Below are 24,038 nucleotides of genomic sequence, written 5' to 3' on the forward strand. Positions count from 1 at the left end.
GTTGTGGACGTTGTAAGCCGGAACCCCAGATGTTTCCATCACCCTATCTTGAGGGTTGGCAAGGATTCATGTAAAAAACTGCCAACCCGACTAGGGGCTCGCACTACTGGAGTTGCGCGCGCTGGTTCAGACTCGGTGTGCCCACTAGATTAAGCGCCATGTGAACCCGTTCTGTTGATACCCACCACCGCGTACTGGCCTGCAGGGCAACTGAGTGGTAACTGGGCAAGAAAAAGTTCCATCTTGATGCACAGTCATTTTTAAAATCCTGTGTATTGAGAGACCGGTTAGAAAAAGCAGATGTTCCGTCACCGGCTCAACTGACAGACATGACAGAGTGACCACCAAGCAATGGTCTTCACTCTGCCGAGCCATGGTCGCAACGAAACAAGGGGACTATTACCTGCAGGAATGCTCCTGCACCCTAAATCCTTTGGGAAAGAGGATTCCCAACGAATAGCATTCCAACCAGTTCAGTAAATTCCAGCTTCAATTACACGGCCCCTGCGGAAGAAGCACAAAACCGCTTCGCCTCAGCGCCCGACAACGTCCCTCTACTTGCTACCACAATCTCTATCGCCCAAGCGTCGGAAAGGCAACAAAGACCGGGGGCTGTACCGAACGACTTTCAGTGTGGCCTCCAAAAGAGGCCCTATTATTCGAAATGCTATGAATAGGTGCGAAGGGACATCATTCGGTAGCTCCGATACATCCATGAGAAATTATAATAAGTAGAAATACCCATTGCGACGCACGCAGTAGTGACGAGTGCATCGCTTACGAATCCACCAGCACCGGCTAACAGATGAGCTGCTGCTTTGTGGCATGGGCGATTGATCGACCCTCGACGCGGTTGCGGCCTTTGGTTTTGGCGCTGTAGAGAAGTCGGTCTGCTTCCTCAAGAGCAGCTTTGTGATCTTCCTTCTCGGGTGCGCTGATCGCCACCACACCAGAACTGATTGTTAAATTGCCTACCGGGCTGGCTGAATGCTCTATAAAAGCATTCTCAATGGCTGACCTGACTTTTTCCGCCACGCTAAGAGCGCCCGCCAGATCTGTTTCGGCTAAAAGGATCACAAATTCTTCACCGCCGTACCGTGCTGCTAAATCGCCGGATCGGTTGATGCAGCTGCCGAGGATCTCCGCCACTTGCATCAGGCAGTCGTCACCTTTCAAATGGCCGTAGCGGTCGTTGTATTGCTTGAACCAGTCAATATCCAACAAAATGATGGCGAGTACTGAGTTATTCCGTGAGGCTCTTCCCCACTCCTTTTGCAAGCTAGCGTCGAAGCAACGTCGATTGGCCAGATTCGTTAAACTGTCGGTCTGAGCGATGATCTCCAACTCATGCCTCGTATTGTTCAATTCACCTTCCGCACTGATCAACTGCTGGATTTGCCGATACAACAGGACACCCAGTAAAGCCAGCGTAAAAATGATCATGCCGCTCAAAGCCATGGACCTGTATGCATAGGCCCACCAGGGCGCGAAAATATGCTGGCAGGAGACACCCGCAGCAGCGACGATAGGCAGCCCGGTGACCCGGCGATAGGCGTAGATTCTATCCACGCCATCCACCACAGACTTGATTACCGCGGTTCCGCTATCGTGGTATGGCAGATAGCGAGTGAAGATGTCTCCCTTGGCCACATTGGTCGTCATCAGTGCGGTCACTACAGGCCTACGAGCCAGCAAGTCGCCGTTATTCAGCGCAAGGAAAATAACGCCCTTATCGTCTACGCCCATACGTTTGAAGAACGCTTCAAAATAGGCAACGGGTACTGTCGCTAAAGCTATTCCAGCAAACGTCCCGTCAGCAGCATTGATACGGCGGCTGATAGGGATAAGCATATCTCCTGTGCTGCGGCTTTTAACGACTGAACCTATGTGGATGGACTCGTCAGCGTTATCGCGGTGATACACAAAGTAGTCACGGTCACTGTTGTCCCTCACCTGAGCACTTCGGGAAAAGGAATTGGCAACCCGGTTGCCCAGGGCGTCGTAGATGAAGAGCCCTTGAATCCCTTCTACATGCTCGACGTCCTTGGCCATGAGCGTTGTCAGTCGACTCTGCTGCTGACTTCCCACACCATCGTGTTCCACCCGCTCGACGAGATCGCGCAACACGTTATCCGCTTGGCGGAAAGTGTCCTGAGCCTGTTGTTCAGCGGCAAGAACGATATTGGAGACCGCAACTTTGGCATTGGCCACACGCTCGAGTTTGGACTGGTTCATTTGCCAGGCAGTGGCCAGAATCAACGATAGGCAGACCAGACCAATGAAGCCAACCAAAGCTTTGGTGAGCGTCGAGGGGGAAAGTCGCTTTGAGTTAAGATAATGAGGCTTCATGAGGTCGTCATCAAATTGGCGGCCGGACGCCCCATGCAGTTTCCATACCTCAGTTGGATTGGCTAGCGCAAATGTCCTGCTGGCCAAATCCGATAGTTGTCATCTTTCCACGCCAGACTGCTTTGCGCTTGCCGGACGGATCAAGCATGTGCGCTATAACACGGCAAGTGGTGGCCGCATTCAGCATTACAAGAAAGAGTACATTGATGATTCGCAGAGCGTTACCCTCCGATGCAAATGCCATTGCGCGGGTGCATGTCGGCAGTTGGCAAGACGCTTATCGTGACCTCATGCCTGCTGAATACTTGAGTTCGCTGGAAACAACTCTGGCGCAGCGTGAATCATTTTGGGCTCGCTCTATTGAATCGGGCGAGCCTTGTGTGCTGGTTGCGGAGTTGCATGAGCAGGTGGTCGGCTGGATATCAGTCGGCGCCAGCCGTGACGAAGATGCCACAACGGATACTGCTGGTGAGGTTATGGCCATCTACGTTTTAGCCAGGCATTGGCAAACCGGCGTCGGGCTGGCGTTGTGGAAGGCAGGCCTGCAGTGGTTGATGGAGCAAGGGTATCAGCGGTTGACCCTTTGGGTATTGGCCCGTAACGAGCGGGCTATCCGCTTTTATCGCAGGGCAGGATGTGTTGAGGAAACAGGGAGTGAGCGTACTCTCGAGAGGGGTGGTGTGACTCTGGCAGAGGTGAGGTACGGTTTGGCTTTACCCGATCAAGTCAGGCTTGATCGCCTGCCGTGAGCGTGGGGCCACACAACGACCTCCACGCACAGACGCGGTCAACAGGGAGCAGCTAACCGTCAGGACTGCGCTAGCGTTGATCGCGTGTGCATTCGGCGCCCAGGCGCCGGTAGTGATGCATCAACAAGCACCGATAGCAAAGGCATTTTTTAAGTGCGTATGCCCAGAGACGTTTTTATCGCAGACATCGTTAATGCTGATAACGATGCGTTGGCTTATTCTGGAAAGGACCGATCTGGCAATACGATCGTTACTGAAGAGCACACACATTTTTATTGCGGGTAACGGCGGAAGCAGCGAACTCTTGATAATAGGTGTATCGCCCGGAATAAGTGACAACTCGCCCACGCCTATGCCCACACCGGCGCCGATAGCATTGAAAACAGCAAAGTTGGACTCGGACGTGAATCGTATCTCAGACGCCATGCGGGCGTGCTGCAAGGCGTTCATCGAGACTTCCCTGCAGATACAACCTTCCGGAAAATGCACCAGAGGTATGGGCTGCCCTGGCATAACCAGCCTGGCATCGCCGATCCAGTGGAGTTCCTCATGCCTTATGTGCTCGGAGTGCTCCATGACCCGGGAGTCAGGCACCGCGACAACAGCAAGGTCCAGTCGCCCGTGTTCGACGTCATCCAGCAATAATGACGACGTCTTGCAGACCAGTTTTATTTTCAGATCGGGGTCTGATCGAGTCAGGGTCTGGACAATGCCGTGCAGAAAAAACAGTGCGTAATCATCCGGCATACCCAGACGCAATTCGCTATCAGGATTCTTGTTCTTCAAGCGAAACAGGTTGTCATGCATGGCAAGAATTTTTTCGGCCGCGGCCAATACTTCTTCGCCTATCGTTGTCAGCCGAAAACCGTCGTCGCCCCTGACGAACAGTTTTACCTCCATGAGCGTTTCCAGCTTTTTTATTTGCATGCTGATGGCAGGCGGAGTTTTGCACAGAATGTCAGCAGACCGAGTGATACTCCGAGTTTCGCTCACCGATTTGAACGTGCGCCAAAGGTTTGTATCTACATCAAAAATTCGAGGCATCCGTTTTCCCTGATGACCCGGTGCCTAATGGGTGATGACATTGGCAACCGAATGATTTCCTGCTCCGGGATTTTCCAACTGCACCCCGGCTTTCCATATGCCCCTCTATAGTTAGGCCATTCTGCGAGTGTGCGCAAAGTATTCCGTATACGCAGGGGAAATATATGGATAAAACGGACGCTGAATCGATTTTTGCTGCTTCAGATGACACTTGCATAGGTTATTGCCGGACGGAAAGTCTGATCCATTCAGGTCCTCGTCCGGTGGCTGCATTCGTTCAGGAAGCTTCTTCCCTCAATGCCACGCCGAGCGCCTGGAGCAGAGGCGTATTTTCACATGCGATATACGTGGCCTCTGCGTCCTCTGACGTATTGACGTGCTTGTGCCAACGCCAAACGGGAATATAAATAGCATCCCCTGCAGTCCATGAAACGAGGGTCTCCCCTACCATCGAAAAACCCGCACCTGAAATGATGTAGATGACGCTCTCATAGTTATGCCGGTGCAGCCCCGAACCTTGCAAGGGCCGCAGCGCTCCGAACGTCATGCTGATTGATCGGAACGGTAAGTCGACGACATGAACTTCGTGTTTTCTTGCATCGCTGAATGCGTCGAGCGTGGGCTTTCTGACCCTTTCGTGCAGGAGTGTACCGGTAACCTCTCCTGCGGCAAGGCTGGCGGGAACATGCACAAAATCACGCGAAGAAAATGAGTGGTTGTTCATGCTCACCTCAAAGGTTATCCAGAAATTCAAGTCGCGCTTTGATCATCATGAAGGCCGCGTGCCGGACTACTTCAAAACGAGATGGTTTTTCAACCACAAGACGCGAAAGAATCGCCAACAGGGTGTCAGCGTGACCGTCGTCACAGTCAATGTGTAATGAGAAGAACCTCAGTTTATCTACCGCGACGCCCTGACCGATGAAGCCGTTGAGAATGTCGCTGTACAAATGAGGAACAATCGCCTCAGCCCCCAGACAAAGTGCCGAGAGACCATATACCCCATCGGGTTGCTTGCAAAAGCTCATCATGGTGTCGATGAGGTGCTGGGTCGAAGGGAGGGTGGCGTGTGCTTCAAGTGTCAGGTCGAAGGAGCGCAGCATGTCTCGATAGAGAGCCGAATGTGTCGGTTCGGCGACTTCACCAAACCCCAGTTCCTCGAAAAGATTTTCGAACACCGCGAGAATATCTTCATCCCTTTCCAGATGGCTCATCAGTTGGCAGATATACCGGGTGAAATGACGGCTGTATTTTCCCTGCTGGACCAGAAAGTCTTTCAGCCGCGCTATAGGCATGGTCGCCGCACGGTACTGAACCAGAAAGGGATGACCGGAAATCTGCTGGATCATTTCATCTTTTAATTGTGCGAGTTCCTGCAATATGAAGTCATTGCCCAACGGGCGGGCAGTCAATACACGGGTATGTTCAACAACTGAATTCATCAGGCAATCCCTCGCGATGTTTGATTGTGCAGGGTAGACAGGTACGCGCGCTTCAGCCTGTCCAACCCACGTTCTAGCGTCGGCAGATCAATGGTCAGCGGCGGCATCAGTTTGAGGACTTCGTTTGACGGACCACAGGTCTCTACAAGCAGACCTTGCAACAAGCACTCGGCAGACATCTTGCTTGCGCGCCGTGAATCGCCAAACTTCAACCCCATGAACAAACCCCGCCCTACAATGCTGACGGCTTCAGAGGGTGTTTGAGCAATCAACTTTTCCAGTGCAGTGCGAAGAATATCGGACCGCTCAGCTATCGAACGTTCAAACGCATTATCTTGCCAATAGCTCAGGGCCGCCGCCGCTGTTATAAAAGCGGTGTTGTTCCCGCGAAAGGTGCCGTTGTGTTCACCCGGTGCCCACTTGTCATGTTCCGGCTTTATCAGTACCAGTGACATCGGCAAACCATAACCGCTGATGGACTTTGACAGGCAGATGATATCCGGGGAGATATCGGCGGATTCAAAGCTGAAAAATGTCCCGGTACGACCACACCCTGCCTGGATGTCGTCAATGATCAGCAGTGCACCTGATGCCTTGCACAATCGCTGGACGCGCTGCAGCCATTGCGGCCGCGCGCAATTCAAACCGCCCTCGCCCTGCACAACTTCGAGAATAACGGCAGCGGGCGGCTCGACACCTGCTCCGGCTGTCGTGAATAGCGTTTCAATGATCGCCGCACTGTCGATGTCAGGCCCCAGAAAACCGTCGTACGGGAGCCGGATGACGTTTGAAAGCTCCACGCCAGCCACGGCTCTTTTGTCAGCGTTGGCGGTAACTGCCAGGGAGCCCAGCGTGACGCCGTGAAATGCATGGGTAAATGCTGCAACGGAGGCGCGCCCGGTTATTTTTCGAGCCAGCTTCAAGGCAGCCTCGACAGCATTGGTTCCGGTAGGGCCCGTGAACTGCAGTTTGTAGTCCATACCTCGCGGCGCGAGGATGATCCGGTCGAACTGCTCGATAAACCGGGACTTTGCAGCACTGTGAAAGTCGAGGGTTGTCGTGATGCCGTCCTGCTGAATGTAGTCCAGCAACGCTGTTTTCAAACGAGGGTTGTTATGGCCATAGTTCAATGATCCGGCGCCGGCGAAAAAGTCGATAAACTCGCGCCCTTCGATATCCCTGATCACTGCACCTTCGGCCGTTGCGAACACCACGTCACAGTCGCGACAATAAGAACGCACTTCCGACTCACGCGTGTAGATAGACAGTAATGAGTTCATGCCTGCAATCCTTGCCTGGGGAAATTAAGTTACGCGCGCGTCATGATGTAATGACCCAGGCTTTTTTCCGGCCCGTAAAAGATTGACAGCATGTCCCTGATGTCCAGATGCAAGACCGTGCATTCTGACGACTCGTGCAATTCGTCCTTAAAGCGAATGTTCAAGTCATTGAACCCCATGTGCGCCAATGCATTGATCGGTGTGTGGGGTGTGTCGAGAAAACAATTGGCGAGGACGTTGTAGTTTTTCTCTCTCAGGCAATACTGCAATGCCGCTTTTACCAAGGCGGCAAAAATGCCGTAGGGGTAAGCGGCGAATATCCGGTCACGGTATCTGGCCGGCACCATGAGCCGCGCGCATTCGATCAACGCACCCTGAGCCCTTTCTCGCACTGCAGAAATATCGGCAAACTTGTCGATGGGCAACCCCTGGTCCCCATCGATGATCATGCGCATCACACCCACTGGCTCGCCCCCGTCGTCAGTGGCCAGCAAGTAAACCGAACTGGTGTGGTAGCGATCATTGCGAGGGTCCGTGGCATCACGGTCCAGCCAACCTAACTCCTCACTGTAAACTTCTTGCCAGACAGCCTTGACACTGGCGAGTTCGAGATCAGACTGTGCCAGTTGTACCCGGCCTTTAAAGTCTGTCGATGTGGCGTCGTAAAAGGGCAGTGTCGATCCGTTCATGGTGTGCATTCCATAGCGCGTATAGATAGGTTACTGCCGTTATTGAAACAATCATTGCAACTGCACTGATGAGGCCCACGACCGGCGCTTCGACAAACTCAAGCAGTGCGCCCAGCAGGAACGACCCTATCGGGCAGCCCCCCATGAAGAACAACATCAGTAGCGCTAATACTTGAGCCTTATTAGAGGCCGGTGCGTTTTCCTGAATCAGGGTCTGGCCCATGCTAAGTGCAATCCCCCCCAGAAACCCCCAACCAAAAACCAGTAAAAATAAAACCCACTCTGTCAGTACTGACGGGATGACGGCCAGCAGAACTGAGGCAAGCAGGCAGGAGCTGATCAGCGCGCGCAGGGTGTGATGGACTCCCCCTTTAACGACCAGGGTAACGACAGAGGCAATCAACCCGCCCATGAACACGGTATTGAACAATGCCAACAAAGAGGCGCTGTACCCCGGTAACCCGGAAACATGGAGGGGCATCATGACGAAAAACGAGCCCAGGAAGAAAACACCGATCAGGCCATTCAACAACAACACCGGAAAGATGACCGGGTGCCGAATGGAAAATCGCAGTGCGGTAAGTGTCTCGGCGATCAGGCCCGAATGACGCTTGCTCGGCGTGGTCACTGAAATACGAGAAGCGGCCAGAGACGACATCACGAACAGCAGCGACAACGACAAGAACATCAGGCTGATGCCCACCTGCTGCGCAATACCACCGATGGCAAACCCTACAGTCTGAATCCCGAACTCAATCCCTATATTGATCGTGACGATCTTCTGCAGTTGCTTCTTGCCCAGTACGTTGAGGTACAACTCTCTGGCAGGGGCGCAGAACGCCGACAGCACCCCGAATGACAACGCATAGATCAGGACCTTGGTGTACGTGATTGCAGACTGGTAACTCCACACGGCGAACACAAGTGCGGTCAGGGCGCTGGCGAGGTACACGCAGACCAGCAACTTGCGTAACGGCTTGCGATCAGCAACATAACCTCCGTAGATCACAAGAATCAGCACCGGCAACATCAGGCACATCTGGGCAACGCCAAATTGAAAGGCAGATGCATGGACAACGCTGATCAGCACCCAAGGCAAGAATACGCTGTGTATTCCCACGCAGATGAACCAGAGACTGGAGGCCAGGAAGAACCTGGAGACATTGTGCCGTTCCTGAGTATCGAGCACTTCGTTCACGGCGCACACCTCAAAAGCCTGGCCCCGGTCGGGGCCACGGCGGTCAATCGACATTGAAATGTTTGCGATGCTCTTTAGGATTTGCCCACGTGCCGTTGAACTCATAAATGCCGTTATCGAATGTAGAGCCGTCAAACCAGTAATACTTGGGCATGGGGGGAAGTTCGGTGCTGTATGGTGCGCCTTCAAGGTCGCATAGCATCAGCGCTGAGCGACAGAGAATCAGGTAATGCGAGGCTGTCGGTGCCACGGAAAGAATGGGGACGTTTCCTGTTTCTTTCATCCAGTTGAAAATGTCGGGAATGCTCGGGAACCGGGGCTGATAAGACGCCTGAAGCATCACCAGCTTTTCCACCAGTTCAGGCGTCATATCGGCGTCTTCCGGAATATTATAAAAATCTTCCAGCGTCAGGCCGGCCTTGTCGAACTTGTAGACGTTGGCGCCCCAACCGACCACCGAGGATGCCAACAGGCCTTTGCACTTGGCGGAGTTGCGATACGCCCGATGCAGCGCATAGCGCTCGGCAATGCTGTAGAAGTCCATTTGATCCAGTACCAGATCACAGCCCTCCACGAACGCTTCAGCCGTGTGCTTCTGTATGCCCTCAGGGAACACGTCGACACTCACGTCACCTGCCAACCGGTGAACCAACTCGGCAACCACCAACGCTTTATTGCGGCCAATGGTTTCCAGTGAAGCGCCCATTTGCCGGTTGATGTTGCTGATTTCAAACGAGTCGGGGTCGGCAATTTTGATGTGCCTTACACCTAAGCGTGCCAACCCCAGGGCCACGGCCCCACCAATACCTCCCGCGCCGGCGACGCCGACCACCGCACCGGAGAGTTTGCGCTGACTGGCAAGTTGTTGCAGTTTCGTATTACCCAGAAAACAACCGCTGCGTGAGACCCGTTCGTTGTACACCTGCTCGATAAAAACGCCGGGGAATTTAACAATGCGTGCTTTCTTCAACATGGTCTGATCCTTGATTAGTTGCGGCCGCCACAAAAACTGCAGGTCAGTGACAATCGGGGGGATGAACCGTCCAGAAAAACCTGAACTTCGCGGTATAGTTCGAAGCGCTTCTTTTCAAACAGCATGGCGTGGGTGCCTTTATCAATCAGCACGTAGCGTTTACTGGGGGCGTTGCTCAAGTGTGCGTACAGCCATTCAATGTCTGCTGCGGTGGTCAGCACGTGGTCGTAATCTCCACGTGTTATTAAAACGGGCACCTTGATGTTCGCGGGGTCCCAGTACACACCCTGCCAGGCGTCATAGATATCCTGAGCAAAGCCTCCGGGCACTTTGATCATGTTGTTTTGATGGGCTCTCTCCAACGCAGCGTCACGGGGCCAGTTGTTTACAAACCCGTGTTCGAGTTGCGTCTCGGTGCCAGGTGGGCGATCGTCTTCTATCATGGACAACCGTGTGGCCACCGGGATTTCATAAAAGCTCTTGTCGGGTCTTTCGGCACTACCGAACACGCCCTGCACAATACTGGAGTCTGTGTGGTCACGCCGGACAATGGGAGAGTTAAACACGACTTTGTCTACCTTATCGCCGTGCGCACTCAGGTAATACCCTACCGGTATGGCGCCCCTGGACGTGGCGATAAGGGTCAGTTTTTTAGCGCCGGTGACGTTCAATACATAGTCGACGGCCGCATCAATGACAGGCACCAGACTCTTGGCATTGCCCACTGATTCAGCGCTGGCATCCGGAGTGGCCTTGCGCATTTCCGGATAATCATCAGAACGACCATAACCCGGCAGGTCGACGACCCAGGCATCGCGCCCTGAATAGGCAACATCCTGCGCCCACGAATAACCCTCTATGGCATACCCGGCCGAGAGTTTGCCCGAGATAGTGGCGCCATGAATAAACAGGACAACGTTTGATTCTTTCAGAGTGCGCGCGTTAACCCCTTTTGGCGATTCACGCCAGAGTGCCACTTTCAACGCGTCTTTCTTTAGCATGACAGTATGAACTTCCGCTTCCTTTACAGCCACCGCCTTGTCGGTAGCCATTGGGGAGGCGGACACTAACAGTACGGTGGTACAGGAAGCAAAAAACAAGGCAGCGGAAGCGGTCCTTTTCATCAGTTGACGTCCATGCGATAAGTTGAATAAAAGCATTCCACAAGCGACCTTTATTGTCTGTTCAATCTTTTTTAATACCCTTCACGTTTTTTTAATCCTCCTCCTCGTAAAGAGAACTAACATAGTGCTTTCAGGGAGCCACCATGAACACATGCCAGGCATTCAGAGCATTGCATGAGCGCAATGAGTTATTCGTCATGCCCAACGCATGGTGCGAGGGAAGCGCGCGGCTTATACAGCAGATGGGCTACGCCAGTATCGGCACCACCAGCGCCGGAATTGCCTATGCAAAGGGTTACCGCGACTCATCACCCTCGATGGATAACGAGGATCGATTTGCGGCAATTGATCGTATCGTGCGGGCGGTGGACATACCTGTGACCGCAGACTTGGAGAATGGGCTGGCAAAAACGCTGGAGCAGGTAGAGGAGCACTTCAGGCGGGCCTTGAGCATAGGCTGCGCAGGTGCGTCCATTGAAGATATATCCGACTACAGTGACCCGAACACTCCGCTGTACTTCCCTATCGCAGAAGCATGCGATCGGGTGCGTGCTGCCAGTGGGGCAGTCCATGCGCTTGATGCCGACTTTATCGTCACGGCCAGGACAGACTATCTGCTCGGGGCAAACGAGTATTCGCTGAATGAGGTCGTAGCGCGGCTGGTCGCGTTTGAAGAAGCTGGAGCTGATTGCCTGTTCGCGCCCGGCGTGAGGTCAATCGAGGATCTTGAAGTGATTCGCCGCTCACTCACCAAGCCGCTCAGTGTCATCCCGGTTTCCGGCATGACAATCGACAGGCTCAGAACAATCGGCATTCGCCGAATCAGCTTGGGCAGCTCGCTGTTTCGTGCCGCCTACCGGCAGATTTCGACTGTGCTGTTGCAGCTGGAAAACCCGGATGGGCTGGATTTTCTAAAATCGGGGCTGAGCCTGAGTCAGCTTGACGATGTCATGCGGTAGCCAGCAAAAACAGGTCTGGCGACCGCACTCAACCTGGCATCCGTTTTTGATGGGGGTGCGGATATGGAGCAATGACAGCGAAGGCTCACTCTGCATTCAGGGGGATGAACACCGCAAATGTGGTTCCTTTGTCAGCTTTCGATGTCACCTCGATACGCCCACCATGTGCATCGACAATTCTGGCGACAATGAACAAACCAAGCCCCAGGCTCGAGTAGGGCCCGTTATCGGTCATTTTCTCGGGCGAGTAGCGGTCCATCGGGTTGAAAATGAACGGAAGCACGTCTTCGGGAATGGGACTGCCCGAGTTGTGTACGGTGAACAGGAGGATCCCGTCAGCGGCATTCAGTGTCACTTCAACAGGATCACGGCTGCTGCCATGCTGTATCGCGTTGCCAATCAGGTTCGAAAAGACCTGTTCCAGCCGATCACCATCAAAATTGCCAATGACCGGATCATTTGAGATCAGGCGAATATCCGCTTCGGGATTGACCGTACTGGACTCGTCGACAATCCGCGCGCAGATAGGCTGGATATCTATATTGGTCTTTTTCAACGGAATGCCGGGGCCGATCTGTGAACGGGTGAAGTCCAGCAGATCGCCGACGATCTGGCTCGCCCGCTTGACGCTCGAGTAGATCCTCGAGGCGACCTTGGTAGGTCGCGCGCCCAGATCGCTAGTACGCAATAACACGTCAGCGCCGAGCAATATCGCGCTTAAAGGGGTGCGCAAATCGTGACCGAGAATACCGAGAAAAATATTGCGTGAAACCTGAACCGCGCTCGTGTAACTGGATATGGATTCAGCCAGAGCCTGATCGATTGCTTCGTTGAACCGGATCATGTCCTCCATCTGCAACTGCGGGTCAGCGGTCTGATGGGTCATCCATTGCTTGATAACGCTCGCTCGCAGCGCACGAAACTCGGAAACCACCTGATCGATGGTAAACCCTGACATCAATCGGGTGATGGCGTGAGTCTTTGCCGCAGTCTGGTCATCCGACAGCACCTGACCTTGTGATTTTTCGACCTGTTCCTGAGACGACTGATCAGTTCGCAGGTCTGTAGCGATGGCCCGGAGCATCTGCTCGGCATGGTCCTTGAGCTCTCTGGAGTCCAATGGCTCACCAGGTGTTCCCAATGTGCGTGCGAAATCGGTCCACTCGCGCACAATAGGTTCGATGTTTTCAAGAATGAAGCCCGATAACCGCATAGCAAATCAAACCTGAAAAAGAACCATGCGAGCCGCAGGTTCGAGCTTTAAGTCAGACACCCTGACTGAATGAAGAAAGGGTGCATATTTGTCGAAAAAATTTTCGGGTTGCCAATGCCGCAACCTGTTGACCAAACCTAGTCGGACAGCGCCTGAAGGCGAGCCTGAACGGCATCGTCAAAAATGATGTATAGCTTCTCGGCGTCGGCAGGACGCAGTTTTCTGGACGCCTCCAAGCCGTGAATGTATTCGATCTGCAACGCGGCCTCGGCTTCGAGATCGGCGCGGGTACTGGCGGCGTCGAGCGCTCTTACCAGATCGCTGATCTCCCCCTGGACGGGTTTGGATAGTCGAAGTTGATCAAGTTGTTCCTGCATGCGTTCAATTCCCGGTCAAAACCTTAGGGGCGGCAGCAGATCACGGCGCGTTATGCATTGCAAGACAATAGGCAGATCATCCAGCCCTGGAAGGCTCGGCGTGTTCCTCGATAAGGCTTTTAAGGCTGTAGGTAACGACACCCAGGATGATCAGATCATCGTTGTCGGTAACGCGAAGCGGCGGATAGTCCTTGTTCTCCGACTCCAGGATTACCACCTCGCCACGCATGTGCAAACGACGGCATATCTGCCTGGCATTGAGTGAGGCGACAACGATATCACCGTGTTCGGCGTATTGGCTGCGATCAACCACCAGCATGTCTCCGCTGCACATGGCAGCGTCTCGCATGCCCTCGTCTTCAACCCTGGCCAGATAGACGTGAGGCTCGCGTACTTCGCAGAGCTCCACGATCGAGACATGACGCTCCCCACGCGCTTGCGAACCGACGGATGACAGAGAGACGAACGGCAGGCCTATGCTCCGCGCGGATAGCGGGCCGAGAAAGGTGACACTCATGAACGCAAGCCTTTTATGATTAACTGTATACATATACAGTTAATCGGTTATCCGGCGCCAGGTCAATCCCGGATACCTCAGCATCGACCGGTGGCAATCATCTGCGCGAAGCGCATGGCTTGCATGTGCCTCGCGCAGGCTCACTGCGGTGCCGCTTCGGACTGCGACAATTGCTCGATCATTGCCACGGTCAGATAAAGCCTGGGCGCAATGCTCGACAGCTCTATGTACTCATCGTCTGCGTGCAGCCCCGCGCCAACCACACCCATCGTTTCCAGTACCGCCGGTTTGGTGCTGCCAGGCACATAGGCATAGCCTGCGTCAGTGCCGAAACGCATGGCAATAGGTTCGATGTTGCGACCGATTTTCTTGTAAAGCGTCTGCGCAGTTCTGGCCAGTTGTTCGGAACCTGTGTTTTTCGCCAATGGTGGGCGGCCCTTTTCCATGCGCAGTGTCACTTGGGTATCATCGATCAGTGTGTTCTTCACGATACGCTGACCGTCGGTAAGCACCCGGTCGCTTTCGCTCAGATCCGAATAGCGCATGTCCGCTTCGGCCGAGGCGCTGGCTGGAATGATGTTGCGCTTCTCTCCTGCCTTGCTGAGCGTCCAGTTGACCGTCGTGCCTTTGGCCGGATCGCCGAGGTCCTTGAGCTGCAGCATCTGGTGTGCAAGCTCCAGGGCAGCATTGCGCCCGGCCTCAGGAGCCGAACCTGCGTGCGAAGACTTGCCTTTGACGTCGAGAATCAGCCCGTTGATGCCGTTGGTCGCGACAGTGACAGCGTCTTTGTCAGGGGACTCGTACGAGAAGACGTAATCGTGCTGGCGAGCCAGTTCGGCAATGGCTTTTTTTGATCCGCTGGAGCCGGTTTCTTCATCTGGATTGAACAACACAGTGAGCGTGCCGAAGCCCTTGAAGTTTTGATCCTGCAACAATTGCAGCGAATGCAGAATCATCGCTACGCCGCCCTTGGCGTCCGCCACACCGGGGCCGTAGGCGCGCTCGCTGTCGATATTGAAAGGTCGTCTGGCGGCAGTGCCCGGCCCGAATACCGTGTCGTAGTGGACCATCAGCAAAAAGGACCGAGTACCGTTGCCCTTGAACGTACCGACGATGTTGTCACCCGCAGAGGGCTCGGCCGGGGTCGTCGCGACTTCAGCCCCCAATGCCTTGAGGCGGTCGACCAGCATGGCGCTGACGGTTTTCAGGCCCGGTGCCTGGCCTGTACCGGTGTCGATGTCTACCAGCTCCTTGACAGTTGCAAGGTAAGGTTTCTGTTCGGCCTGGGCTTTTTTCAAGAGTTCGTCAGGTGACAGGCCTTCGGCAAAAGCGCTTATAGACAGCAGTGAGAAGCCGATCGCGGCAGCGATGGATGAGCGCCCTGGTTGCATGCGGGTTCCCTCGGATCAATGCAGATTGAAGTTACATCTTTATCCAACGCTGCTGCGAGCACCAGCGTGTTATAGATCAGAGACCTTGCACGCAGAGGCTGAGCGGTTAAATTCACTCCGAGGGAACAAGCAGTCCGCGATGGGCTCAAAAACAGTCTCTACAAGGTTTTCACGACAATGCCGACCTTGAAGCCCTTCATCTGCATGCGTTATGCGCTGCGGCCTTGAGTGGGCGGCAGCGCTCGGGTAATGTCATCCAACCGCACAGGACAGAGCACGCTCATGACTTCCAAGCTGGAACAACTCAAGCAATTCACCACCGTCGTCGCTGATACAGGCGACTTTGGCGCTATCGAAAAGCTCAAGCCGCAGGACGCTACTACCAACCCCTCCCTGCTGCTTAAAGCGGCATCGAGCGAAAGCAACAAGCCGATGCTCAAAGAGGCATTCGGTGGCAGCAATGGCGACATCGGTCTGGCCTGCGACCGCTTCGCAGTTGCCATCGGCCAGGAGATTCTCAAAGTCGTACCCGGTCGCGTATCCACCGAGGTGGACGCTCGACTGTCTTTTGACAAGGACGCGCTGATCCACCGCAGCGAGCGTCTGATGGATCTTTACGACAAGGCAGGCATCAGCCGCGATCGCGTGCTGGTCAAACTTGCTGCCACGTGGGAAGGCATCCGCGCCGCCGAACATCTCGAGAAGCAAGGCATTCAGACCAACCTGACCCTGCTGTTCTCCTTCGCGCAAGCCGTTGCATGTGCCGAAGCCGGCGTATTCCTGATTTCGCCGTTCGTGGGCCGCATCTACGACTGGTACAAGAAAGCGGAAGGCACCGACTACACCGGCGCAGAAGATCCAGGCGTACAGTCGGTAACTCGCATTTACAACTACTACAAGGCCAACGATTTCAAAACCGTGGTCATGGGTGCAAGCTTCCGCAACCTGAACCAGATCGAACAACTGGCTGGTTGTGACCGCCTGACCATCAGCACCGAGTTGCTCAACAAGCTGGCCGAGGATACCGGCACGCTGGAGCGCAAACTTGCTCCTGGCAATGCAGGCGAGGCGCGTCAGAGCCTGACCGAAAGTCAGTTCCGCTGGGCCTCGAACGAAGATGCCATGGCCACTGAAAAACTGGCTGAAGGTATTCGTCAGTTCGCTCGCGACCAGGAAAAGCTGGAAGCGCTGCTGTCCGCCAAGCTCTGAAAACGTTAAAGGGCGGCACCCTCGCGGGTGTCGCCCTTTTTGCTGTCTGCGATTCGGTACGTTATGAGAAAGGCTCGCCTAGCGCTGCCCTTCAAGTGCATTGACCAGGTCGTGGAACGCTTCGCGATTCGAGTCATTGAGGCCCATGAGGATCTTGTGCGCTTCAAGCACCTTGGCCTTGACCACCTCTTCGCATTGGTCCTGCGATGGCAGGTCAGTCAGGCACTCAGGCCGCGGCAAGGGCCGGTCGACGATATTGAAGACCTGATCGAAGCCCATCGATTGCAGCAGACGCGTGATGTCTTCGTGGGTAGTGACCAGGGTCGGCAACAAGCCCACCTTTTGCCGTGACAGGATCGACAGTTTGGCCAGCAACCCCAAGGTGGTGCTGTCAATGCTGCGAGTCTCGGTCAGATCGATCACCACCGTCGAGAAATTCAACGCAGTGAAGATGCGCTCTATCGTCGCATCCAGGGCCGAACACAGCGTCAACCGTACTTCACCCACGAACTTGAGAACGAAGGTGCCTTCCTGCTCGGCGAACTGGATTCTACCGGTACTCATTCAAGATTCCTGCTTAACACTAACAAGGCGATATCATCCGGCATCTCCCCTAGCGTTGCCAATTCAAAAACCCGCTGCAAGCCATCCAGGCTGCCGCCAGCTGTCTTCACCAATTCGGGGAGCACAGCTTCTTTCTCCTTGAGTGTATCACCGGGTAGCAAGTCCAGTATGCCATCAGACAGCATGGTCAGACTGAAGGACGCCGGCAGGTCGATCTCGTGATCCTGATAGGTCGCTTCGTTGAACAGGCCTACTGGCAAGCCACGGCCTTCCAGATAATGCGCCTGCCCTTCGGAATACAACACAGGAAGCGGCAGATGCCCACCGACGGCGTAAGTCAGTTTACCCGACTCCTCGTCAATGACACCCCCGACCATGGTGACATGCTTGCCCAGCTTGCAACTGATCAGCCCGCGGTTGATGTGCCCGAGCACATCCGACGGTTTGAACTCCGGCAAAGTCCCGCCGCGCTTGGACTCGAACAACAGGCGCGTGGTCATGAACTTCAGCAGCACGGTAATGAAGGCTGATGAAGCGCCATGTCCCGAAACATCCGCCAGATAGAAAGCAACGCGCCGCTCGTCGACGCGGAAGTAATCGACGAAGTCGCCAGACAGGTACAACGAAGGAATGATCTGGTGCGCGAACTTGAATGCGTCAATCGACCACGGCGTGATAGGCAGCATGTTCATCTGAACTTGCCGACCGGCGTCCTGATCTTCCTGCAACAGGTGAAGGCTGGCTTCAAGTTCGCGATTGGCTTTTTCCAGTTTTTCGCGATAAACCTGATTTTCGGTCAGCAGGCGCGCCCGATCAAGCGCACGACGTACGGAATGCTCGAGGACGGCAAGGTCTTCGAGGGGCTTGATCAGATAGTCGGCAGCGCCAAGGCGCAAGGCCTCGACCGCATCGCTCATCACGCCCGCGCCGGACACCACAATAACAGGCGTCTGCGGAGCGACCGCAGTGACTTGGCGAATAAGCTCGAGGCCACCCATTTGCGGCATGCGCAGGTCGCAGACCACAAGATCGGGGGTTTCCTGCTCGAACGTCTGAATTCCCTGCAAGCCATTGCTGGCCTGCAGAACGCTGAAGCCGCTGTCTTCCAGGTAGGCTGCGAGGCTCGCGCGCACTACGTCGTCGTCATCGATAATCAGCAGCTTGGCACTGGTTTTTGGCATGGGGGCAAACGGCGCCAGATCAGGTTGGCGTAGGCGACCCGGTTCAACCGGAAATCGCTTACTGGATTCGCTTCTAGCCTCTCCGCAATAACACGAGCACAACTGATTGTGCATGTCGTGTTTCAGAGCTGCCCTTCAAGGCGCAGACGGTACTCCCATCCGAGTGGCGTTTCAAGCATGCGCCGGCCTTCACGTTGCGCTCTTTACATCACAAATCACCGGGAGTTATAAGAACAGACAAATCAGCAACTAAAACGAAGGACTGAACATGAGTCGAAATGATCGCGACTACGAGGAGAAGCGGGATTACATCCGCATGCGTGTTGATGCTGACGTCAACCTGATTCACGCAGGCCAGGTCATTCCTGCCGTGTGCATTGATCTTTCCAGCTCGGGCATGCAGGTCCAGGCGCCCCGCTCATTTCAGGTGGGCGATCGACTCAGCGTGAGTATCGACTCCGACCATCCGGCGCTCAAGGGTCTTGAGGCGGAAACAGAAGTAGTCTGGGTCAATGATGTAGAAGGCGGCGGACAGAAACTGGGCCTCTCGATCATCTCGATGAGCTGACCGCAGGCGGAACGGGTTCACATATTCGAAAAATAATAAAGGCGACCTAAGGTCGCCTTTATTGATTCAGACAAGTGCCGCGTGATGATTAAAAATCATCCTCGACCTTGCCGTCCTTGACCTTGAACTCGCGGTTCTGCAAGTAAGCATTGCGGATGAACGTGTAACGGTCGCCGCTGACCATACGTTCGGCCGACAGCAGACTGGCCCGCGTGTCGACCAGATTGACGCCCAGCGCCGTGTTACGGGTAGGCACATGGTCGATGTAACGGTATGGCGAAGTGTAGGTGTCGGGGTACTTGGCGAACGCGTCACGCACGGTGCTCGGCCCCAGCAGCGGGATGACCACGAACGGCCCGCTCGGTACGCCCCAATAGCCCAGTGTCTGGCCGAAGTCTTCATCGTTGCGCTGCAGGCCCATGCGGGTACCCACATCGATAAAGCCCAGCAGCCCGAAGGTGGTGTTGAAGATCATGCGCGCGGTGTCGACACCGGCAGCTGCAGGCTTGGCCTGGAGTACATTGTTCGCCAGGTTGCCGACATCACCGATGTTGTTGAAGAAGTTGTGGATACCGTCTTCGACGAACTGCGGTGCGATGTATTGATAACCTTTCGCCAGTGGCTTGAGCGTGTAGGTATCAAGGGTATCGTTGAAGGTGAAAATGGAGCGGTTGATGCCTTCCCATGGATCGTCCTCGGCAGCCTGTACGGCCACTGGAACAAGCGCAATGCCAGCGCAGAGGGACATTTGCATCAAACGTTTGATAAAGCCTGCACCGGTCACGGGCATAGCTGACACTCCTGATCGAGATATCGAAATAATGACGCGGGTGCTACGCCCCACACGCTAAGTAAGAAGGTGAGTATAAAGCCTTCTGTCGCGAATAAGGCATATCTGTCAGCAAAGGGAGGCGGATAAACCTCGTCATCGCACGTTCATTGAAGTGTCACACAAGACCGGTAGCGTCTCTGGTTATTTCAGAGACATCCTCATGCTCGCGCCTGTGCTCACCCCTCTGCCAACTTTCCCCGCCCTGCTCTTCGGCCTCAGCGGCTGCCTGGTGGACTTTGGCGCACAGGCAGGCGATGCCCGCAAACTCGACCGCGAACACGCGCAACTCACACCAGGTGCCGAGCAGGCCCTCAAAGCGTTGCGTGCCAAAGGCATGCCGTGCGCCTGGATTGATGAACTTCCCGATGCGCTGAGCGAAACGCTTGCCGCCCCGGTGAATGAATGGGTCATCCCTGCGCCGCGGCCAAGCGCCGCCTGGCCTGCCCCCGACGCCTGCTGGATGGCTCTGATGGCGTTGAACGTCAGTCATCTTGAGGGCTGCGTATTGATCAGCGGCGATCCGCGCCTGTTGCAGTCCGGCCTGAACGCCGGGTTGTGGACCATCGGTCTGGCCTCATGCGGCCCCCTGTGCGGGCTTTCTCCAACGCAATGGCAAGCCCTCAGTGATGCCGAGCGCGAACAGCGACGAGCCAGGGCCACACTCAAGCTTTACGCGCTGGGTGTGCATTCTGTGATTGACCATCTGGGCGAACTGGAATCCTGTCTGGCGGACATCGCGTTGCGACGCAGCAAGGGCGAAAAACCCTGATACACATGCAGAGGCGTGCTTACTGGATTAGTCTTGCGTCATGGTGGACCTTTAGCCTTTCGGCGAAGTCCATGAGACAGACTTATCAATCAAGGAGCACGTCATGCCCGCCCGCGAACTTCAAGAACAACTCAATACCCTGCGCGAGCAGCTTGAACATAACCCGCCGCTTTCAGAAGCCGAGCGGGAAAACCTGCATGACCTCATGCAACAAATTGAAACTAAAATTCAGCTCGAACAGGCAACCCATGAACAGGACAGCAGCCTGGCAGATGGCGTGAACCTTGCGGTCGAGCGGTTCGAACTGGAACATCCGACTATCGCCGGAACACTGCGAAACATTGTGCAGACGTTGGGTAACATCGGGGTTTGATAGGGTTGCGTTGCTTAAACGCTATATAAAAGTTCTCTGAAGCCTGAAAACCGGAGCTTACGCAGGAGCGGACCGAGCGAAGCTTCGCTTGTCCGCGAACCGACGGTGAAACCGGTGGGTACGGTACATCAGGTGCAGTCAGAGAAGCGGATTCTTCTGCCGGTCCCCGGCAGTTCGCTCCCACGCCCTCCGGGCGGAGGCATACTTCATAGGCATCTCAGGACTTGCTTACGACGCTGAGCACTAGCGTTACTAAATTACTGCCGTGCCAGCCTGCGATTGTCCACGTCGAGCACTTCAGTGCTGCGATACGGGTTGATGTCCAGGCCACCGCGGCGTACGTAGCGTGCGTAAACCGTCAGCTTTTCCGGCTTGAGCAGGCGCTGCAGGTCGAGGAAGATTCTTTCTACACACTGCTCATGAAAGTCGGAGTGCTGGCGAAAGCTGACGATGTAGGCCAGCAGGCTCGAGTGATCCAGAGCTGCGCCGCGGTACTCGACGACCACGCTGCCCCAATCGGGCTGGCTGGTCACCGGGCAATTGGATTTGAGCAAGTGGCTGTGTACGTTTTCTTCGACAATCCGGGAATCATCGCAACGCAGCAACTCGGGCTGCGGGCGGTCATAGCTGCTGACCGCTATGTCCAGGTCATCGATGCAAACACCCGGCAGCGCCGCAACACCCTCTCTCTCGATCTCGGACAGGCTGCGAATACGTACGCCAACCGGCTTGCCTGCAGCAGCTGAAAGGTCCTGCTCAAGAGTGGTTTGCACGTTTGCAACACTGTCGAAGGCAGTCTGGTTCAACGAGTTGAGGTACAGCTTGAACGACTTCGACTCGATGATGTTCGGCGAATCAGCCGGAATGCTGAACTCGGCAATCGCGACCACCGGCTTGCCAGACGGCAGCAGCCAGGAGAGCTCGTAGCAGTTCCAGAAATCCACACCCTGGTACGGCAGCGTCTGCGCCGTCAGCCCCAGCTCGGCCCATTTTGCGGCACGAGGGATCGGGAATAACAGGGACGGCGTATAGGTGGCGATGTACTCACTGGACTTGCCCAGAGGCGAGTGTTCGGCTGCGGGATGCATGGCGATACCTGGATCGTGGATTAACGCGGCGAGTTTATAGGGTTTGCGGCGGGCTTTCAGCGAAAATCCGCGTCTGTCTGTGCGCCGTCGCGGACCGGGTTACGGTGCCGCGAGGCATTTAGCGGGGCGTCAGATGGCTTGCAGCGCGTCATTCATAGCGCAGCGCGTGCGCCGGCTGGATTTGCGCAGCGCGCCACGCCGGGTAAACCGTAGCGAGAAAACTCAGAATGAAGCCAGCGCTGCAGATCAGCAGCACATCGCCGCCTTGCAGCTCGGAAGGCAGGTTGCTGATGAAGTACACGTCGGAACTGAAAATATGTTGCCCGCTGACCCGCTCGATCCAGCCCACCAGACTGCTGACGTTCAACGCGGCAATGATACCGAGAACACCACCGATCAGTGTGCCGACGATACCTATCACCGTGCCCTGAACCATAAAGATCGCCATGATCTGCCGGGGTGTGGCACCGATGGTGCGCAGAATGGCGATGTCCGCGCCCTTGTCATTGACCACCATGATCAGCGTGGCAATGATGTTGAACGCTGCTACAGCGACGATCATCAGCAACAACAGGCCGATCATGGTCTTTTCCATTTTCATGGCGCTGAACAGGCTTCCCTGCGTATGGGTCCAGTCGTCGGCGTGATAGCCGTCACCCAACCCCGCCGCAATGGCAGTCGACACTTGAGGCGCCTTGTACAGGTCCTTCAGCGCCAGCCGCACACCTTGCACCTGATCAGGCTGCCAGCGCTGCATCTGCGCAGCGTCGGCAATGTTTATAAGCCCCATGGAGCCGTCAAGTTCTGCGCCGACCTTGAAGATACCGACCACGGTCAAGCGTTGCATACGCGGTGTGATGCCACCCGGCGCGCTGCTGACTTCAGGCACGATCAAGGTCAGTTTGTCGCCAATGGTCAGGCGAAAGCGACGTGCGGTGAGATCACCCAGCACCACGCCGAACTCGCCAGGCTTCAGGTCTTCGATACTGCCACGGGTAATGTGCTGCGTAACGATCGAAACCTCATGCTCCAGCGCGGGATCGACGCCACTGATCTGGATAGGCTGCATAGAACCCTTGTAGGACAGCATGCCCTCCATGTCGGTAAACGGCACGGCGGCGGTGACCTCGGGGTTTTTCAACGCAGCGGCAGCAAGCGGCTTCCAGTCACCCACCGGCGTATTACCGGCGATGACAGCGTGCGGCACCATGCCCAGAATCCGGGAGCTCATTTCGCGCTGAAAACCGTTCATGACTGACAACACCACGATCATTGCCAGCACACCCAGTGCCAGACCGATCATCGAGGTCATCGAAATGAACGAGATGAAGCTTTTGCGGCGTTTGGCGCGGGTATAGCGCATGCCGATGAAGATGGGTAACGGTCTGAACATTCGCGAAGCACCGTGGAAAATAGCGTCGTAAAAATATGAAACCCGACGCGATGGATTGCGCCGGGCCGGTGATCAAGCCTCGACCAGGTGACCGTTTTCAAGGCGCAGCACGCGGTCCATCTGCCTGGCAAGACCCATGTCATGGGTGACGACCAGAAACGCGGTGCGCGATGACGTGCTCAGTTCGCGCATCAAGTCCTGAATACCCTGCGCGGTGTGGTGGTCGAGGTTGCCGGTGGGCTCGTCGAGCATGACCAGACCTGGCTGATTGACCAATGCGCGGGCAATGGCCACGCGCTGACGCTCGCCACCCGAAAGCTCCGAAGGCTTGTGCGCCAGACGATGACCGAGACCGACGCGCTCCAGCAACGCCGTGGCACGCTGACGTGCTTCGGGAATTGCCGTGCGGCCGATCAACAACGGCATGCAGACGTTTTCCAGCGCAGTGAATTCGGGCAGCAGATGGTGAAACTGGTAGACGAAGCCCAATGCACGGTTACGCAACAGCCCGCGGGCCTTTTCGCCGAGCGCCGATAACTCTTCACCTGCCAGCCAGACGCTGCCTTGCGAAGGCGTGTCCAGCCCGCCCAGCAGGTTCAGCAAGGTACTTTTACCCGAACCCGAGGTACCGACAATCGCCACGCGTTCGCCAGGGTGCAATTCAAGTTGCAGACCGGACAACACCACCACCGACTCCGGGCCTTCCTCGTAGGACTTACCCAGGTTCCGGCAACTCAATACTGCTTTATCAGACAT

At 55.4% G+C, this 24,038-nt stretch carries 25 protein-coding genes; 6 read left to right on the forward strand and 19 right to left on the reverse strand.

What is annotated here, in order from left to right; translation table 11 throughout:
• Positions 1–798: 798 nt before the first annotated feature.
• Positions 799–2,349 carry a sensor domain-containing diguanylate cyclase gene (locus tag I9H09_RS16060; RefSeq protein ID WP_055002451.1) on the reverse strand — a complete coding sequence of 517 codons (1,551 nt, stop codon included), beginning with the start codon at positions 2,347–2,349 and terminating at the stop codon, positions 799–801.
• A gap of 206 nt (positions 2,350–2,555) precedes the next feature.
• Between I9H09_RS16060 and I9H09_RS16065 the strand changes: the two genes are divergently transcribed.
• Positions 2,556–3,098, forward strand: coding sequence for a GNAT family N-acetyltransferase (locus I9H09_RS16065; RefSeq protein WP_055002410.1), 543 nt, complete (start codon positions 2,556–2,558; stop codon positions 3,096–3,098).
• Between the two features lie 120 nt (positions 3,099–3,218).
• Here I9H09_RS16065 and I9H09_RS16070 read toward each other — a convergent pair whose 3' ends face one another.
• From I9H09_RS16070 to I9H09_RS16105, 8 genes are all read right to left on the reverse strand, one after another.
• Positions 3,219–4,142: a LysR family transcriptional regulator gene (locus tag I9H09_RS16070; protein ID WP_055002411.1), complete on the reverse strand. Its 924-nt coding sequence runs from the start codon at positions 4,140–4,142 to the stop codon at positions 3,219–3,221.
• A gap of 277 nt (positions 4,143–4,419) precedes the next feature.
• Entirely contained in the window at positions 4,420–4,866 is a 447-nt protein-coding gene (locus I9H09_RS16075) for a cupin domain-containing protein (RefSeq protein ID WP_122346934.1), read from the reverse strand.
• Positions 4,867–4,873: 7 nt separating this feature from the next.
• Complete coding sequence (locus I9H09_RS16080) at positions 4,874–5,584, reverse strand: iron-containing redox enzyme family protein (protein ID WP_122346925.1); 711 nt, start codon at positions 5,582–5,584, stop codon at positions 4,874–4,876.
• On the reverse strand, positions 5,584–6,864 hold the full coding sequence (gene ectB / locus I9H09_RS16085; protein WP_122313087.1) for a diaminobutyrate--2-oxoglutarate transaminase: 1,281 nt from the start codon (positions 6,862–6,864) through the stop codon (positions 5,584–5,586). Before ectB ends, I9H09_RS16080 begins: the two co-directional genes overlap by 1 nt.
• A 29-nt stretch (positions 6,865–6,893) precedes the next feature.
• Positions 6,894–7,553, reverse strand: a complete 660-nt coding sequence (locus I9H09_RS16090; RefSeq protein ID WP_005887577.1) for an N-acyl amino acid synthase FeeM domain-containing protein — start codon at positions 7,551–7,553, stop codon at positions 6,894–6,896.
• Positions 7,504–8,751, reverse strand: a complete 1,248-nt coding sequence (locus I9H09_RS16095; protein ID WP_081021947.1) for an MFS transporter — start codon at positions 8,749–8,751, stop codon at positions 7,504–7,506. The genes I9H09_RS16090 and I9H09_RS16095 overlap by 50 nt, the downstream gene beginning before the upstream one ends.
• Positions 8,752–8,794: 43 nt before the next feature.
• Positions 8,795–9,724, reverse strand: coding sequence for a ThiF family adenylyltransferase (locus I9H09_RS16100; protein ID WP_054991537.1), 930 nt, complete (start codon positions 9,722–9,724; stop codon positions 8,795–8,797).
• A 14-nt stretch (positions 9,725–9,738) separates the two neighbouring features.
• Positions 9,739–10,848, reverse strand: a complete 1,110-nt coding sequence (locus tag I9H09_RS16105; RefSeq protein WP_080267882.1) for an alpha/beta hydrolase — start codon at positions 10,846–10,848, stop codon at positions 9,739–9,741.
• Positions 10,849–10,991: 143 nt separating this feature from the next.
• On the opposite strand from I9H09_RS16105, the gene I9H09_RS16110 reads away from it, so the two are divergent.
• Positions 10,992–11,807 (forward strand): isocitrate lyase/PEP mutase family protein, encoded by an 816-nt coding sequence (locus I9H09_RS16110; RefSeq protein ID WP_054997940.1) that lies wholly within the window; start codon positions 10,992–10,994, stop codon positions 11,805–11,807.
• An 85-nt stretch (positions 11,808–11,892) separates the two neighbouring features.
• Here the strand turns inward: I9H09_RS16110 and I9H09_RS16115 are convergent, their stop codons facing one another.
• From I9H09_RS16115 to I9H09_RS16130, 4 genes are all read right to left on the reverse strand, one after another.
• The gene (locus I9H09_RS16115) at positions 11,893–13,020 is read right to left on the reverse strand and encodes a sensor histidine kinase (protein ID WP_122313085.1); all 1,128 of its coding nucleotides are present in this window, start codon (positions 13,018–13,020) and stop codon (positions 11,893–11,895) included.
• A 137-nt stretch (positions 13,021–13,157) separates the two neighbouring features.
• Positions 13,158–13,397 carry a hypothetical protein gene (locus I9H09_RS16120; RefSeq protein ID WP_005887563.1) on the reverse strand — a complete coding sequence of 80 codons (240 nt, stop codon included), beginning with the start codon at positions 13,395–13,397 and terminating at the stop codon, positions 13,158–13,160.
• A 76-nt stretch (positions 13,398–13,473) separates the two neighbouring features.
• A complete protein-coding gene (locus tag I9H09_RS16125; RefSeq protein WP_122313084.1) occupies positions 13,474–13,914 on the reverse strand; it encodes a LexA family protein in 441 nt (146 codons plus the stop codon).
• 140 nt (positions 13,915–14,054) lie between these two features.
• Positions 14,055–15,305, reverse strand: a complete 1,251-nt coding sequence (locus tag I9H09_RS16130) for a M20/M25/M40 family metallo-hydrolase (RefSeq protein WP_236502240.1) — start codon at positions 15,303–15,305, stop codon at positions 14,055–14,057.
• A gap of 282 nt (positions 15,306–15,587) precedes the next feature.
• Between I9H09_RS16130 and tal the strand changes: the two genes are divergently transcribed.
• Positions 15,588–16,514 (forward strand): transaldolase, encoded by a 927-nt coding sequence (tal, locus tag I9H09_RS16135; protein ID WP_005887557.1) that lies wholly within the window; start codon positions 15,588–15,590, stop codon positions 16,512–16,514.
• 78 nt (positions 16,515–16,592) lie between these two features.
• On the opposite strand, the gene rssC is transcribed toward tal, so the two are convergent.
• Entirely contained in the window at positions 16,593–17,078 is a 486-nt protein-coding gene (gene rssC / locus I9H09_RS16140) for an anti-sigma factor antagonist RssC (RefSeq protein WP_005887556.1), read from the reverse strand.
• On the reverse strand, positions 17,075–18,259 hold the full coding sequence (gene rssB / locus I9H09_RS16145; protein ID WP_024670676.1) for a two-component system response regulator RssB: 1,185 nt from the start codon (positions 18,257–18,259) through the stop codon (positions 17,075–17,077). Before rssB ends, rssC begins: the two co-directional genes overlap by 4 nt.
• A 268-nt stretch (positions 18,260–18,527) precedes the next feature.
• Between rssB and I9H09_RS16150 the strand changes: the two genes are divergently transcribed.
• A complete protein-coding gene (locus tag I9H09_RS16150; protein ID WP_005887554.1) occupies positions 18,528–18,827 on the forward strand; it encodes a PilZ domain-containing protein in 300 nt (99 codons plus the stop codon).
• Between the two features lie 88 nt (positions 18,828–18,915).
• Here I9H09_RS16150 and I9H09_RS16155 read toward each other — a convergent pair whose 3' ends face one another.
• Entirely contained in the window at positions 18,916–19,617 is a 702-nt protein-coding gene (locus tag I9H09_RS16155; RefSeq protein ID WP_005887552.1) for an MlaA family lipoprotein, read from the reverse strand.
• A 202-nt stretch (positions 19,618–19,819) separates the two neighbouring features.
• Between I9H09_RS16155 and pcrP the strand changes: the two genes are divergently transcribed.
• Both pcrP and I9H09_RS16165 read left to right on the forward strand, forming a co-directional pair.
• The gene (gene pcrP, locus I9H09_RS16160; protein WP_005887550.1) at positions 19,820–20,428 is read left to right on the forward strand and encodes an HAD superfamily inactivated hydrolase PcrP; all 609 of its coding nucleotides are present in this window, start codon (positions 19,820–19,822) and stop codon (positions 20,426–20,428) included.
• A 103-nt stretch (positions 20,429–20,531) separates the two neighbouring features.
• Positions 20,532–20,801, forward strand: coding sequence for a DUF4404 family protein (locus I9H09_RS16165; protein WP_005887549.1), 270 nt, complete (start codon positions 20,532–20,534; stop codon positions 20,799–20,801).
• A 257-nt stretch (positions 20,802–21,058) separates the two neighbouring features.
• Here the strand turns inward: I9H09_RS16165 and queF are convergent, their stop codons facing one another.
• From queF to lolD, 3 genes are all read right to left on the reverse strand, one after another.
• Positions 21,059–21,889: an NADPH-dependent 7-cyano-7-deazaguanine reductase QueF gene (gene queF / locus I9H09_RS16170; protein ID WP_122325336.1), complete on the reverse strand. Its 831-nt coding sequence runs from the start codon at positions 21,887–21,889 to the stop codon at positions 21,059–21,061.
• Between the two features lie 148 nt (positions 21,890–22,037).
• Positions 22,038–23,282, reverse strand: a complete 1,245-nt coding sequence (locus tag I9H09_RS16175) for a lipoprotein-releasing ABC transporter permease subunit (protein WP_005887547.1) — start codon at positions 23,280–23,282, stop codon at positions 22,038–22,040.
• A 72-nt stretch (positions 23,283–23,354) separates the two neighbouring features.
• Positions 23,355–24,038, reverse strand: coding sequence for a lipoprotein-releasing ABC transporter ATP-binding protein LolD (gene lolD, locus I9H09_RS16180; protein ID WP_173402282.1), 684 nt, complete (start codon positions 24,036–24,038; stop codon positions 23,355–23,357).

It is taken from the genome of Pseudomonas tremae (assembly GCF_023278125.1).
GTDB lineage: Bacteria > Pseudomonadota > Gammaproteobacteria > Pseudomonadales > Pseudomonadaceae > Aquipseudomonas > Aquipseudomonas tremae.